Raw genomic sequence first — 14662 nt, 5'->3', positions numbered from 1 at the left:
CCTATCAGTTAAGATTAAGGGGCTTTGTTGTTTAACAGGGGTATGTTATTAATGAAATACCGGGATAGCCGGGAAATAATAGCCCGAATAAGGCAGATCGCTTACCTGGTTGCCATTTAAATCGTAAAAATAAAGGTCGTTAACGCCATAATTGGTACCAAAGCCCGATTTTACCGTAGTAACTGCCAATTGATTGGTTTGCGGAATATATCCTATCCCTGAACCATAAAGTTCTTTACCCGCCGGGATTGTTATAAACGGATTTGTTAACGAAGCTGCATTGCCATCAATATACCTGTAAATGGTAGTTGCACCGCTAAAAGTGCCGTTATTGGCAATGTAAACCGTATTGTTTTGGGTTGATGCCGTGATAGAGCCCGGATGCCATGCAAACCAGGTACTGTTTGCCGTAAAAGGCAAAGTAATGGTAGTTACCGCCAATGTAGATGGATTGATTTTGATAAGCGATGTACCGCCCGCTGCCCAAACAGAACCATCGGGAGTTTTGGTGAACGCAACCACCATGCCGGATATGGTTTTGGCCACCGAATAATCGGCTGCATTAAGTATCACCACGCCTTTACTCTGCGATAATACAAAAATGTAATTTCCCGATTTAATCATATCGCCAACGCTGCCGGTAACACTGGTTAGTTTGGTACCCGTAGTGTATGTTGTTAAATTAAAGGGATAAACACCATTAGCCGAACTTAACAACCCTTTGGTAGCATCAATCCCAACAAAAGCCTGCCAGTTATTGCTGCCCACAGCGGCAATGCGACCAAGCTCAACCAGCGAATATGGATCAGTAATCACCACCGGGCCGCCAACTTTTGATACCAGGAACAGTTTATTATTAAAGATGGTTCCATACTCGAGTGTTGAGGTTGCCGGGTTTAAATTTTTGCCGGGGTTCTCTTTGGTAAAAATGCTATCCTGTTTGGTGCCGGTTGCAAAGCTGTAAAAACTTACGCTGCCCGTGCCATGGCCGTACCAGCCTTCGTTTATTAAAAAGAAACCGTTATCATATTTGCCTAACGATTGTGCCTTCAGGCTTTTCCCGTTAGCTAAGTTTTGCTGCTGATTAACGGCCTGATCTTTTTTACAGGAGCTTGCTGCCAATATGAAAGCAGCAAGCGCCAATGCCCCAAACCGGGTTGTAATTAGTTTCATGGTAGATGTTTATTTTTTTAGATGATTAATAAGTAAAAGGTGTTGCCGGGAAGTAATAGCCCGAATAAGTAAGATTACGCGCAAGCGTACCCGAAGTATTATAAAAATAAAGATTGTTGGCAGCGAAGTGGGCCCCAAATCCCGACTCGACAGTGGTTACCGCCAGCTGATTTGTTTGAGGGATATATTTAACACCTGCACCATAAAGCTCTTTACCTGCCGGAATAGTAATTAACGGTGTTTGTACAGAGGCAGCGGTACCATCATATTTATAAATGGTAGTAGCACCGCTAAACATACCGTTGTTGGCAATATAAACCGTATTGTTTTTGGTTGATGCGGTAATTGAACCCGGATGCCATGCAAACCAGGTGCCGTAAGCGGTAAAAGGTAAGGCAACAGTAGTAACAGCCAGTGTTGAGGGGTTAATTTTAATGAGCGATGTACTGCCGGCAGCCCAAACAGAGCCATCCGGAGTTTTGGCAAATGCCACATCCATCCCGGCAATTTTTTTAACTACTGCATTGGTAGCCGCGTTTATCACAACAACACCATCAGTTTCTGATAAAGCAAACACGTAATTTCCGGCTTTAATCATATCGCCAACGGTGCCACTGATGCCTGCTAATTTGGTGCCTGTTGTATAGGTTGTTAAATTGAATGGATAAATACCATCGCCAGAGCTTAACAATCCTTTGGTATCGCTCACGCCAACAAATGCCATCCAGTTTTTACCACCGGCTGCAGGGATGCGGCCCAGCTGTTTTAACGAGTAAGCATCGGTTACAACAACCGGCCCGCCCGATTTGGATACCAGTACCAGTTTGTTGTTAAAGATGGTTCCATACTCCAAAGAGGATGTTTTTGGTTCGAGGTTTTTGCCGGGATTTTCCTTTTCAAAAATGCTGTCTTCTTTTGCGCGGGTGTTAAAGCGGTAAAAGCTCAGGGTGCCTGTGCCATGGCCAAACCAGCCTTCGTTAGCTATAAAAAAGCCATTTTCGTATTTAGCGTAAACGTGAACCTTGTAATTAATAACATCCGAGCTAAGGGCAGCAATAACTTTAAAAGCAATTTGGTAATCTCCGCGGGCTTCAGGCCTGTAGGTAAATGTAGCGCCGGTTCCTTTTACAATGCCGTTTACCGTCCAGCTATAGGTAACGCCTGTTTTAGTACTTACGGTTGGGGTAAATGTAATAGCGCTGCCAACGCTGGTGGTATCATTGCCGCCGGCCGATGTGATGGCCAGTTTGGTTACCAGGCCTTCGGTGTTATCTTTTTTGCAGGATGCCAAAGCCATTAAAGAAAGGGCCAACACGCCGATTCCTAATTTAAGAGTACTTGTTTTTTTCATTATAATATTGAGTTTAAACTATTAGTGCGTAATTATTTAAGCAGGCTCAGATCGGCAGCACCGGTAAACTCGGTTGATTGCTCGCCCAGCCAGCCCATATTGGCCAGGATGCCGGTTTGTACTTTAATAAAGTCGATACCTTTAAGGCTTACTTTATTGCCTTTATCATCAATGGCGCTGCTGATATCAATCTTGTCGCCACCACCTGTATTATCGGCATAACCATAATCAAATGATGCGCTGGTGATAAAAGTTGGGTCATCCATATTGATATTGCTTGATGGCAGCAGGCTTCCGGTTAAAGTGTAGGTATTTGCTTTAATGCCGATAGGGTAGTAGGCTTGTGTGTGGAATATGTTGGTTTGTACCACGCCGGTATTGCCTTTATTATCTTTCCATGGTACGCTGCAGGTATCGCAGGCCGGGCGGGTGTAGGTTACCGAGTAGTTACGTATGTAGCCATCCTTGTGCGATGCACTTCCTTCAATCTCGTACCAGGTATCATCGGGTTTGCCGTTGCCGTTTTTATCCTGCATTACCCAGATCACGCCGGGTTCGGCAAATTTTTCGAAGGCGTTGCCGTAAACCACAAAATCTGTTTTGCCATCGGCGTTCAATACGGTATGATCAAAGCCTACAACAATGTAACCACCCCAGCCGCCAAGGCTTACCAAACCCTGATCTGTTTTAAGGGTTGCTTTAGCCGCCGCAGTATCACCTAAGCCGGTATTAGTAAACTGCCCCGGTGCAGGGTTGAAATCAAACAAAGTGGTTACGTAAGCATTACTTGAGGGGGAAACCGGGCGGATCGGAGCTTCCTGCGGTTTAACTTCGGTAGTTTTATCCTTTGTGCAGGATGCCCAGGTAAAGGCGGACAACGCGCCGAGAAGTATCAGTAGTTTAAGTTGTTGTTTTTTCATAAAAGCTGGTTGTATTTAAAATGAACTGGATTAATAAACAAAGGCCATGTGCGCCGGGATATCGCCCCCTACTACCTGCCATTTTTTGCGGCCGTTTTTGTCGAAACAATAAAGCGTACCCGATGCCACGTAATTGCCGGCATCGGTAACAAAAACATCTTTGGTTAGGGGGTTAACGGCAATGCCGTAGGGTACTACAATTTTCTGGTCGGTACCATCGGTAATAAATTTGCTGCTCAGCACGGTTTCGTCCTTGACGTTGAGCATCGAATAACTGATAGTATTTTTTTGTTGCGGATAACTCCATTCGGTACTGTAGATGTAGGCGATATCATCATCAATCCACAGGTTGCTGGCAGCTATGTCAAATACCTTTTTTACTGCATCCGTATGGGTATCTATTACAAATAATTTGGATGGGATAGTATAGTAGTCGCCGCGGGAGGTTACGTACAGGTCGCCGTATTTATCGGCTTTTACCCTGTCCAGGTTAATGGCTACATCAATGCGCTTGGTTTCGGTAAACGAAGCCAGATCAATCACTGAAACAGTACGTTCGTAATCGGTAGGACTATAGCCGCCCGAATTGGCTATATATAATTTCTCGCCTACAATAGCCATTTCTTCCGGCTGCCTGCCAACGGTTACCCTGTGGGTGATCTGTAAGGTGGTAGTATCAATTTCGGCAACGATACCATTGGGCGCTTTAGGATCGCCAACTTTACCCAGATAGGCGCTTACATAGGCTTTGTTGTTATGAAAAGTTACATAGCGGCAGTTTACAATATCTATCTGCCCTAATTTTTTGGCAGTTTTAACATCCAACACCTCTACCTTATTAGAGATATTGACCACCACATACATTTTTGAGCCATAGATGCCAATATCATTACCTACATCCCCCAACCCTTTAGTTACTGCCGGGTTGGCTTTATTATAAATATTGCGCTCGTAAATACCGGTGCGGAAGTTCACAAAATCCAACGAGGCTTTGTTCATGTTCATGTTGCCCTCGTTAAGCAGGTACATACCCTTGATGGTGCTTGAGGCATCACCGGTAAAAATTTGTTCAACCTGCCCGGGTATTACCTGCGGGGCCTTGCGGCACGATACCGCAAGTAATACCACAAACAGTGCAACGGGTAGATGTAGGGCTATTTTAAATTTCTTTATCATATCAAATGCTATAACTTAGTTTAAAGCGGTAAAAGCGCCGCGGCATCGGGAAGTTGGCAATGATCTCCCTGTCCTGGTTCAGGATGTTATTTACCTCGATACTGAACCGGGTTTTATGCCTGTAAATTTTGGTGAGGTAGTTTACAGCCAAATCATGTGTATACCATGGCTGTAAGTAGTTATAAATATGGTTTTGATCATCGCTCAGCTGGCTGTAGCGCGAACCGGTGTACAGGTAGCTATAATTAAAGCCGAAACTTTTATAATCTGCCGATGCCGTAAACGACACACTGTTGGTTGGCACGTAAGGGATGTTATAGTGATAGGTTATCCCGTTATCGGTATAAAAAGCCTGCTGCCAGGTATAGTTGATGGTAGCATTCAAGCTAAGATCCCGCGAAACCTGTTTGGCAAGCTGCATATTTACTTCAGCGCCTTTGATATTAACATCGCCCAGGTTATACATAGTCCACCTGAACAGGTTTAGGCCGGGGGCGGCGATGATCTTGTCTTTTACTTTGTTATAATAAGCATCGGCCTGGATGGAGAATGAAGAGATAAATCCATCAACAAAATGGCGGTTATAGGTAGCGCCGATATCGTACTGCTTTGCATATTCGGGTTTAAGCAGCGTATTGCCAACAAAGGTGTAATAAAGCTCATTAAGGGTAGGCAGGCGGAAAATGTTTTTATAAAAGGCGCGCAACATCAAATCAGGCGAGACCTGCAATGATGCCGTCACCGCCGGAGTGTATTCTGTTTTATTACCGGCACCTTCATACAACTTTACCCGATCATCAACAAAAGTGCCCAATACAGATGCCTGAAGGTTAAAGCGTTTTAACTTAAGCTGCGAGGCTAAAGAAACCAGCTCCTGGTTGCGTGTTGGATATGGGAAACGATACAGGTTTGCATCGAGGGTATTGCGCAGATAATCAGTAGATAGATCAACATCCCAAACCGGCAAAATACGATAACGGTTGGCTACTGAAAAGTAAAGCTCGTGCTGATTGAAACGGTTATCTAAAAAGCCAGTGGTAGTAACAAATTCGGGGTCGAGATAGCGCAGATAATCATCAGCATATTTTGCAATGAGGCCTATGGTGTAACGCTTGTGCGAATTACTTTCATAGTTGGCCTGGATAAACTGGTTGCGGTCCCACTGGCGCTGAGTATAGTTAAATTTATTAGATACGATAGCGCCCGGCAGCCCGCGGTTTGAGGTATAGCTGTACACCTTAACATTCCATTCGCCGCTTTCCGAATAGCTGTTGATACCACCTTCAACCCGGTATGATTCTACATCAGTATTGTTACGTACCGCCGTGGTGTCATAAACGCCGTTGGTATACCTGAACTTGTAACGGCCGTTGGCTTTTATCCATTCGGTACTGAAATAGGCAGAGGTGTTTTTATTGATCTTTTGCTGCCACAGTACAGAAGGATTATTAAGCCCGAACGAACCTGTTTTATAGCCGAAGCGGATATGCGTATGCTCGTCTGGCTCAAATTTAGGCTTAGCACTTTGCAGGTAGATGGAACTGGCCGCCGAGAAACCTTTGGCCGCCTGGAACGTTTCGCTTTTCTGGCCGTTGTAAAGATCAACCTCGTCCATATTATCGAGCGAGAAACGACCAAGGTCAACCTGCCCGTTCTGGGCGTTTTGCAGTTCTACACCATCGTAAAATATAGCTACGTGACTGCTGCCAAGGCTTCGGATGTTAACTGTCTTCAAACCACCAACGCCGCCATAATCTTTCAACTGCACACCACTAAAAAGCCGGAGCGCATCGGCAACCGAAAGGCTATTGAGCCTTTGCAGCTGCTCGCCTTTTAAAACCTGAACCGGTGTGGGGGAAATATTACGAACATCGGCTTTGGCACCTTTTATCTCTACCTGTTTAAGCTGATGAATTTTGGCTGAATCTTTCTGAGTGGTATCTTTTTTTACAACCCGGTTTTGTGCCGAAACCTGCGCACAACAAAAAACGCTTGCCATCCCGAAGGAAACAAGCCATACGATGCCTTGAATACAGCCATTACGCTTTGCGGGCGTTTGGCGCACAGTTAAATCCATGAGTGTTGTGGGTTAAAAAAACCTCACAGCAAACAGAACGACGAATAACAAAAAATGAAATACACGAAAGGTATCCTCATTCCAGCTTCAATCCCCGAAAGCTATGAATCAATATGTGCTATGGCAGGTATTCTGACTTACTCCCCCCGGCCCTGTCTTCCCATCAGCCAAACGGCTAACAGTGACAATAAGAATGGGCTTTGGTGTTATGGAGCTTACAGCTGCGGGACAGTCCCGGATTTACACCGGGTTCCCTTTTAATCACGGGTGTTAATTGTATCCGTGAACCAAAAGCAAGGCAAAGGTATGTATTAAAGTTTTAATTAAATAATGGGGAATGTAAAATGACCATTTGGGAGGGGTGGGGTGTGTTGGGGAGGGATAAAACAGAAATGTCATTGAGGTAAGTAAAAGCCAGGCCTATGAAAGAGAATATGAGATTAGGCGGGCGGGCCTGTCACTCTGAGCCTGTCGAAGAGTCGCGCGTAAAGGCCCTGCCCACCATGCCTCGACGCGCTCAGCATGACACCCATTTTAAACGTCATGCTGAACTTGTTTCAACATCCCACTTGCTAAGCAACCATGCTAAGCAGCGCGGCTACCTTTCCTGTGGGATGCCGAAATAAATCGGCATGACGTTAAAGCAAATATTACTTCCCTATCCTATATAAATTACCATTATCAGTAACACCGTACAAAGCGCCATCCTTCCCGGTAACTAATGATCGCCAGCGTTCGTTTTTATCTTTAAGCAAGCGTTCTTCGGCCACTACTTTGTTGTTTTTAATCACCAGGCGGGCAATATGCGAGCCGCCGAGGGCACCAACAAACAAATTGTTTTTCCATTCGGGAATGAGGTTGCCGGTGTAAAAAGTGATGCCACAGGGCGAGATGCTCGGATCCCAATAATATATTGGCTGTGTAACGCCCTCCTTTTGCTGGATGCCGTCCCCTACCTGTTTCCCGCTGTACTCAATGCCATAAGTAACCACCGGCCAGCCATAATTTTTACCCGGCCGGATGATATTGATCTCATCGCCACCCCGCGGGCCAAATTCTGCTTCCCATAACTCGTCGGTTAAAGGGTTCATGGTCATGCCTTCGGGATTACGTAAACCATAGGCATAAATTTCGGGTAACACACCACTCTTGCCGGCAAATGGTCCGCCGGGAACAGGTTTGCCATCGCGGGTAATGTGTACAACCTTGCCTACTGCGGCACCCAGATCCTGGGCTTTCATGCGGATATCCTCGGCACCGTGCTCGCCGGTACTTACAAATAAATTGCCCTGCTTATCAAACACCACGCGCGAACCGAACTGCAAATGACCATTATAAGCCGGTTTGGCATGGTAAATTACCTGTACATTTTCAAGCTTGCTGTCATCGGCAGAGAGTTGTCCTTTAGCTACGGCCAGTTGAAAACCGCCATCAGCCTGCTCAGAGTAAGTCCAGAATAAGGTGCGGTTTTTAGCGAATGCCGAATCGAAATTAACATCCAGCAAACCGCCCTGGCCGCCAACGGCAATGGCAGGCAGGCCCGTAATGTTTTTATCAAAGCTGCCATCGGCCTTTAATATCTTCATGGCACCGCCTTTCTCGGTAATTAAAAAGCGGCCATCAGGCAAACAACGCAAAGCCCATGGCGATTTAAGTTGTTTATTGATCACCATAACATTTAGTTTGGTTTGGGTTTGCGTACCGCCTATGCGGGTTTGGCCCGCAACGGCAGGTTTATAATCGCTGTTTGCTTTCTGGGTTTCAACCGGCGGCAACGACTGCGCTTTTACCTGCCCGATGAAAGCGCCCGCGCATAAAGCAGCCATTAAAATAGATTTGTTGGTTATTGGCATGATGATTAACTGTTAACAATACAGATGTCGGACTCAAATATAACCAACAAAATAAAATGCAGGGTGGTTTTTGTGTATGGGTTTCGTTACACGGGGGTGTTAGTGATTAGAGGGTGGAGATTAGAGGTTAGGTTTTAAAAAACTAATGATTAAGAGGATGTTAAATTGCGCCTGCTAAAAAAAATAAATTATATTTTAGATATGTGCAACTTATACTATATTTGCAGCCCACCAACGGGGGATTAGCTCAGCTGGCTAGAGCGCTTGCATGGCATGCAAGAGGTCATCGGTTCGACTCCGATATTCTCCACCACAAAATATCAGGCACCTGCAAAAGCAGGTGCTTTTTTTTATCAAATCTTTTAATCTGAATGTTTACTGATCCTCATCCTCATCATGCTTTACTGCCGGGGTTGATGAATTAGGGTTTGGAACCGGGTTAGGGTTAATTGGGGCATTCTTCCGGCGGCCCTGCCTGAAAATATTGCGGATAAACTCGCCGAAAGTGTCAAAATCCCGTTGATATACCAGGCCAAAACCATTTACATACTGGGTAAGTGAGGCATCGGTTAAACTACTTAGCGTTACGTTGTTTAGTGCCCGGTATGAATAGCGCGCGGTAAGGTTGCCATCCCGCCGGATTTTATATAGGATCTCAAAATCCCGTGTCAGGGTATTGAATTTTTGGTTAAACAGGTTGTTGTTATTGCTGTTGAACAAATCGTTCGAGCCATTGTTGCTGTACAAGCTGCCGCTAAAGGATAAGCGGTTATCATAAAAACGCGCTGCAATACTGGCATCACTAAACGACCGGATATTTAAATCGAAGTTACGGATGTTTGATTGTGCAATCAGGTTGTTCAGCTTATTAAATGCAAACTCGCTTGCCGCCTCGCCGGCCGTTCCTAATACCTGGTTTGTTAAATCGTTGCTGTTAGCCGTAAAGTTACGACGTACTATAATGCTGATGGCCTGCTGGCTGCGGTTATTGGCGTCGGCAAGATAGGTGGCAAGATCATCCTTAACCGATGGATCTGTAGGGAAGTTAAAGTCGAAATCAATGGTTGGTTGCAAGAGCGATTTGGTCAGGATCAGTTCGGCCTGTACCAGGGTTTGCTGTCCGGCAGATGGTGCCTGTAAACCCGCGGCTGCATACAGCGGCGCTTTGGTAGTACGCACCTCGTATAGTGCACGCAGGTTAATCTCTGCGTTTGACGGGTTGCCTGTCCACCTGATGGTACCTCCCTGGCTTACCGTAAAGTTTTTGCTGATAAAGTTTTTGGCCGTGAACTCAAACTTGCCCGACGAGATGAGGTAATCGCCGTACATTTCAAAATCGCCCAGGCTGTTGATGTTCAGTTTCAGGTTGTGCGCAACGCCGCTGCCTTCCAGTCTGCCGTAATCAGTTGCTATCCGTACAGTGGTTTGTTCGTCGGCGCTTAAATCAAAATTAAGGGTAACGCCGTTAAATGCCTTTTCTTTGGGGGCAACTTTGGCGGTATCGCTATGGCTTACAAAGGTTATAAAATCATAATTGCTGGCAGTTGATGAGGTATTGAGCGGGATGTTAAATACCGTGCCCGCATTGGTGCTGGCCGTGATATCAATTTTCATGTTATCAACCGGGCCTTTAAAACTGAAAGTGCCTGTACCATAAGCCGTACCATAATAAAGGTGGTTGTCCTTAAAGCTGGTATTCAGCGCCATCAGGTTTTCGGCTTTCAAGGTAACATCAATATCCGGGTTAGATAGGTTATTCAAATTCACCGTGCCATTAGCGGTGCCTATGCCTTTTTTAATATCGTGCAACACCACATCCTTAAGGCTGATAATGCTGTTATTAACATCAAGCCTGTTATTAATAGTGTAGGCCGTTTTTAAATAGTTAACCGTAAGCCCGGTGTTAACCAGGGTAAGGTTACCGTTAAGTTGCGGGTTGGAGAGTTTGCCGGTAAGCTTCAAATCGGTTGAGATATGACCCTTGAGGTTTGATACCAGGTCTTTTACAAAAGGCTCAAATATAATGGCCTCGGTCTGGTTCATTTTTACATCAAAATCAAGATTGTTTTCAACGCTGTCGCGGGCAAAATAATATGAACCGCCGATGTTCATTGTCTCGAGGCCACGGTTAATAATATTCATGCTGATATCGGCCTTTTTACGATCATTACCCAGGCTTGAAGTAAGCTTTACATTGCCCACCAGCGTTTTGTTCATGGTAAGCGAATCGATGGTGAGATGTGAATCAACGCCGGGCGATTTCAGTACCGATGTGGCCTTAATATCCCCGTCAAGATATCCGTGTAAAAATATGCCCGATGTTTTGGTAAGCTGGTTAAGCGTACGCATGTTAAACTTCTGGAAGGTAAGCTTCAGCTCATCGGCCGGGTTATCAGATATAAAACCATCGATAAACACTTTTTGCGGTCCGTTTGACAGCTCGAAGCCCGAGATCTGCGTTTTGCCATCCAGCAAACGGATGCGCACCTTATCTTCTATTTTCCATTTCTCTTTTTCCAGTATCACATCCGATGGCAGCAGTGCAAGTTTGGCCGTTGTATCGCGCCCAAACTCCACAAGGCCGTACAAATCCAGCTGGTTTACGGCGTTTTTATCCGAAAGCTTGATGTTGAAGTTAAGGCTATCATGTTTCAAAAAGTTGGTAATGTTGATGTCTTTTATAAAAAGGCTATCAGTTATATCAATCCTTTTGAGCGAGAGGTTGACACCGAGCATATCATCGGTAGTGTTTTCATCCAGGATAACATCGTGAAACACTATTTTACCATATTTAAGTGTTTTGATATAGCCAGATAGGGTAGCGGTTTTATTGTCCGAGTCAAACTGCCCTACCAGGTTACCTTGCTCCGGAATTTTGATATCGGGTGCAAAAACTGCCAGCAATGGGTCGAGATTTTTAAGTGTGAGGTTAAAATCAAACTTCTCGGGCTTTGGCGGCACAATAGTAGTTTTGATGGATGGGATATACTTTTTAACGATGGTTTTAAAGTACGATGGCAAGGTAGCCAGATCATACTTACCTTTAATGCTGCCATCTGCGAAGTCTGAACGTAAGGTAATAGCCCGGTTGGTACCCTGGCCTACAGCCGAGAGGTATAATGAATCAACTACATAGTTATGGTTTACATCAACTATCCTTGCAGGCGAAAACAGGATTTCTCCCTCCAGGTCGTGCAGGTCATTACCCCTGAATTTGGTTTTAAGTTGAGTACTGATGCTGATGGTATCTTTGCTAAAGCCAAGCTTGTTAAGATTGGCTTCCTTGATGTTGGCAGCCAGATCATAAGTTGGTAATGCCGGGTTGAGGTTTACTTTGCCTTTTAAATCAAGCTTAATATTCTTGTCGTTAACGGTAATATGGGCGTCGGCCAGTTGCCTTATAAAAGTACCTTTAACCTTTAGGTTGTTATAGGTGTATTTGTTATAAGTAACATTGGCAATTTTGGCATCCACATCTTCAACCAGCGTTTTTATTTCGCTGCCGCTGCCTTTTATGTTAGCCGCAAAAGTAGCCCGACCGAGGTCTTTTTCATCAATCAGGCTGCCCAGGTCAAAGGCATAGGCATTAACCCGGCCACTATAACTTGGGCGGTCATTTTTATCAATTTTCAGGTTGATATCCGAATCAAACCTGCCGAGCGCGGTTTTGAACACGCCATAGGCCACAAAGTCATTTTGCGAACCGGTAAACCTGCCACTGAAATTGAAGTTGCCGAATTTTGAAACCACAGATGGCGCTTTGTTGGTAGCATCGCCCGAAAACCGGCCGATCAAATAATCCAGATCTTTTTTGTTGGATGCCACCTGGTCAAATTTCAGTTCGAGGAAGGCATTATCCCAATCAGTAAGGTTATGCAGCTTGAAATCGCCTTTTAAAAATGTAGCCTGCCCGCCGGTAATGGTAACATGTTTGGCGTTAAGGTTATTCACTATGCCTTTGGCCTGCCCGTCGATACCCAGATCAAAACTCACTTTTTCGAGCGCGCTTGTAAAATATGCGATATCTGATGATGAAATGCGCGACGATTTAAAGTTTGCATCCATGCGCACCTTATTTTCAAAATCATCAAAATCATCAAATGATTTAAATTTCATCCAGAAAAAATCTTTCAGGTCCGACCGAGGGGTTTGGATCGCCAGCCGGTTCAGTTTAATCTGGTTGGTATCGATAACGGCATCCGATGAAAAGTGTTTAACCGTGAAACCACTCTTTTCGTGCAGACTCAGGCTTTGGATATTACCCTTAAACAGGTGGCTCTTCAAATCCATGCCCAATATCACGGTGCTGAAATGTTGCACATCCAGGTCGTTAAAATTAACACCTGCCATTACGGTATCGCGCAGGTGATTTTTGTAACGGAAATGGAAATTATTGATGGCGATCCTGTCGAAATTCAGCGTCCAGGGTTTGCTCGCTGTTTTTGCGGGTTCCGGCTTTTTGGTAGTATCGCCCGAGTTAAAATAATCGATAATAAACTGAAGGTTGGTGGTGCTGTCCTTTTGTTTTTTGAGGTAGAAAGAGCCATTATCCAACTCGATATTAGAAAAATTGATGGTACGCTGCTTGATACTGCTGAACAGGTAAAAATCCTTAATATCAACCGCAAGCTTGGGCGTGCTTAAAATAGTGTCCTTTTGCTTATCAATAATGTAAAGCCCTTCGATAACAACCGAACTGAACGGCCTTAAATACAAACTCTGGATGCCTACCTTGGTATGCAATTCACCAGCCAGGTACGCCGCCGCTTTTTTTGCGGCCCAGGTTTGCACCGGTTTAAACTGAAACGTAAGTAAAAGTATGCTCAGTGTCAATAAAATGAACAATACCAGCCCGAGGAATATATTGAGTACTTTTTTAATAACTTTGCGGTTTAATTAGCGAATTAATGAATTAGTGATTTCAGTACTATCCCTTTACAATTTTATCGGGAGATAGTTTGCCGCTAATTGATAAATCACTAATTCACTAACTCAATAAATCAATAATTAATATAAAACGTGCCCGTAATATTAGCAATCGAATCATCATGTGACGAAACCTCGGCGTCGGTTTGTGCCGATGGCGCGATTTTGAGCAATGTTATTGCCAATCAAACCATCCACGAAGCTTACGGAGGTGTTGTACCCGAGCTCGCCTCGAGGGTTCATCAACAAAATATTGTTCCGGCTGTGCAACAGGCATTAGCGAAGGCAAAAGTAAGCAAAAATGATATTGATGCGGTAGCTTTTACGCGCGGACCAGGACTTTTAGGTTCACTTTTGGTAGGCGTATCATTTGCCAAGGCCTTTGCGCTGGCCAAACAGATCCCCCTAATCGAAATTAACCACATGCAGGCCCATATCCTGGCCCATTTTATTGCCGAAAAAAAGCCGTCGTTCCCATTCCTGTGCCTTACCGTATCTGGTGGTCATACCCAAATTGTATTGGTGAAAGATTATTTTGACATGGAGATAGTTGGCCAAACGCTTGACGATGCGGCGGGCGAAGCCATGGATAAAACCAGCAAAATTTTAGGCCTGCCCTATCCAGGCGGACCACTCATCGATAAATACGCACGCCAGGGCAATCCGGACGCTTATCAATTTCCTGAGCCACAAATCCCCGGTTACGATTTCAGCTTTAGCGGTTTAAAAACCTCTATCCTCTATTTTATCCGCGATAACGTAGCTAAAAACCCGGATTTCATTGAGCAAAATCTGCCTGATATCTGCGCTTCGGTAGAAAAACGTATTGCCACCATATTGCTCAATAAACTGCAAAAAGCGGCAAAGGCGTACGGTATAAAAGATGTAGCTTTGGCGGGAGGTGTATCGGCCAATACTGGTTTAAGATTGGCCCTGCAGGAGATGGCCGAAAAGAACGGCTGGAACAGTTTTATCCCCAAAATGGAATACTGCACCGATAATGCTGCCATGATTGCTATTGCGGGCTACCACAAATATTTAAAAGGCGAATTTGTAGGGCAGGATGTGGCGCCAATGGCGAGGATGGCATTTTAGGCTAATTAGTGATTTGGTGAGTTAGTGAATGATTGAATTTTTATGGACTTGCTAAATACACTCAACCGCCATCCCAAAATCACTAACTCAT

At 44.8% G+C, this 14662-nt stretch carries 8 protein-coding genes, 1 tRNA gene and 1 riboswitch; of the genes, 2 read left to right on the top strand and 7 right to left on the bottom strand.

Annotated features, from left to right (window positions below):
- Positions 1-48: 48 nt before the first annotated feature.
- The 6 genes from HYN43_RS21855 to HYN43_RS21830 all read right to left on the bottom strand — a co-directional run bounded on the left by HYN43_RS21855 (position 49) and on the right by HYN43_RS21830 (position 8523).
- Positions 49-1173, bottom strand: a complete 1125-nt coding sequence (locus tag HYN43_RS21855; RefSeq protein WP_119406058.1) for a DUF5074 domain-containing protein — start codon at positions 1171-1173, stop codon at positions 49-51.
- A 25-nt stretch (positions 1174-1198) separates the two neighbouring features.
- Positions 1199-2524 (bottom strand): DUF5074 domain-containing protein, encoded by a 1326-nt coding sequence (locus tag HYN43_RS21850; RefSeq protein WP_119406057.1) that lies wholly within the window; start codon positions 2522-2524, stop codon positions 1199-1201.
- Positions 2525-2556: 32 nt separating this feature from the next.
- Positions 2557-3444 (bottom strand): cell surface protein, encoded by an 888-nt coding sequence (locus tag HYN43_RS21845; RefSeq protein WP_119406056.1) that lies wholly within the window; start codon positions 3442-3444, stop codon positions 2557-2559.
- Positions 3445-3474: 30 nt separating this feature from the next.
- Positions 3475-4620, bottom strand: coding sequence for a YncE family protein (locus tag HYN43_RS21840; protein WP_119406055.1), 1146 nt, complete (start codon positions 4618-4620; stop codon positions 3475-3477).
- Position 4621: 1 nt separating this feature from the next.
- Positions 4622-6697 (bottom strand): TonB-dependent receptor plug domain-containing protein, encoded by a 2076-nt coding sequence (locus HYN43_RS21835; RefSeq protein WP_119406054.1) that lies wholly within the window; start codon positions 6695-6697, stop codon positions 4622-4624.
- A gap of 105 nt (positions 6698-6802) precedes the next feature.
- Positions 6803-7004: riboswitch (cobalamin riboswitch) on the bottom strand.
- A 343-nt stretch (positions 7005-7347) separates the two neighbouring features.
- A complete protein-coding gene (locus tag HYN43_RS21830) occupies positions 7348-8523 on the bottom strand; it encodes a PQQ-dependent sugar dehydrogenase (protein WP_245446979.1) in 1176 nt (391 codons plus the stop codon).
- Between the two features lie 263 nt (positions 8524-8786).
- Between HYN43_RS21830 and HYN43_RS21825 the strand changes: the two genes are divergently transcribed.
- Positions 8787-8863 (top strand) — tRNA-Ala (locus HYN43_RS21825).
- A gap of 62 nt (positions 8864-8925) precedes the next feature.
- Here the strand turns inward: HYN43_RS21825 and HYN43_RS21820 are convergent.
- Positions 8926-13341 (bottom strand): translocation/assembly module TamB domain-containing protein, encoded by a 4416-nt coding sequence (locus tag HYN43_RS21820; protein ID WP_162996577.1) that lies wholly within the window; start codon positions 13339-13341, stop codon positions 8926-8928.
- 228 nt (positions 13342-13569) lie between these two features.
- Here HYN43_RS21820 and tsaD point away from each other — a divergent pair, with 228 nt between their 5' ends.
- Entirely contained in the window at positions 13570-14571 is a 1002-nt protein-coding gene (tsaD, locus tag HYN43_RS21815) for a tRNA (adenosine(37)-N6)-threonylcarbamoyltransferase complex transferase subunit TsaD (RefSeq protein WP_119406051.1), read from the top strand.
- Positions 14572-14662: the final 91 nt, after the last annotated feature.

Source organism: Mucilaginibacter celer (genome assembly GCF_003576455.2).
GTDB lineage: Bacteria > Bacteroidota > Bacteroidia > Sphingobacteriales > Sphingobacteriaceae > Mucilaginibacter > Mucilaginibacter celer.
This window is presented reverse-complemented; position numbering and strand designations above follow the sequence as displayed.

Excerpts from the sequence above, each read along its gene's own strand:
- HYN43_RS21830 (WP_245446979.1), bottom strand. The coding sequence starts at position 8,523 with ATGGCTGCTTTATGCGCGGGCGCTTTCATCGGGCAGGTAAAAGCGCAG.
- HYN43_RS21855 (WP_119406058.1), bottom strand. The coding sequence starts at position 1,173 with ATGAAACTAATTACAACCCGGTTTGGGGCATTGGCGCTTGCTGCTTTC.
- HYN43_RS21835 (WP_119406054.1), bottom strand. The coding sequence starts at position 6,697 with ATGGATTTAACTGTGCGCCAAACGCCCGCAAAGCGTAATGGCTGTATT.
- HYN43_RS21850 (WP_119406057.1), bottom strand. The coding sequence starts at position 2,524 with ATGAAAAAAACAAGTACTCTTAAATTAGGAATCGGCGTGTTGGCCCTT.
- HYN43_RS21840 (WP_119406055.1), bottom strand. The coding sequence starts at position 4,620 with ATGATAAAGAAATTTAAAATAGCCCTACATCTACCCGTTGCACTGTTT.
- HYN43_RS21845 (WP_119406056.1), bottom strand. The coding sequence starts at position 3,444 with ATGAAAAAACAACAACTTAAACTACTGATACTTCTCGGCGCGTTGTCC.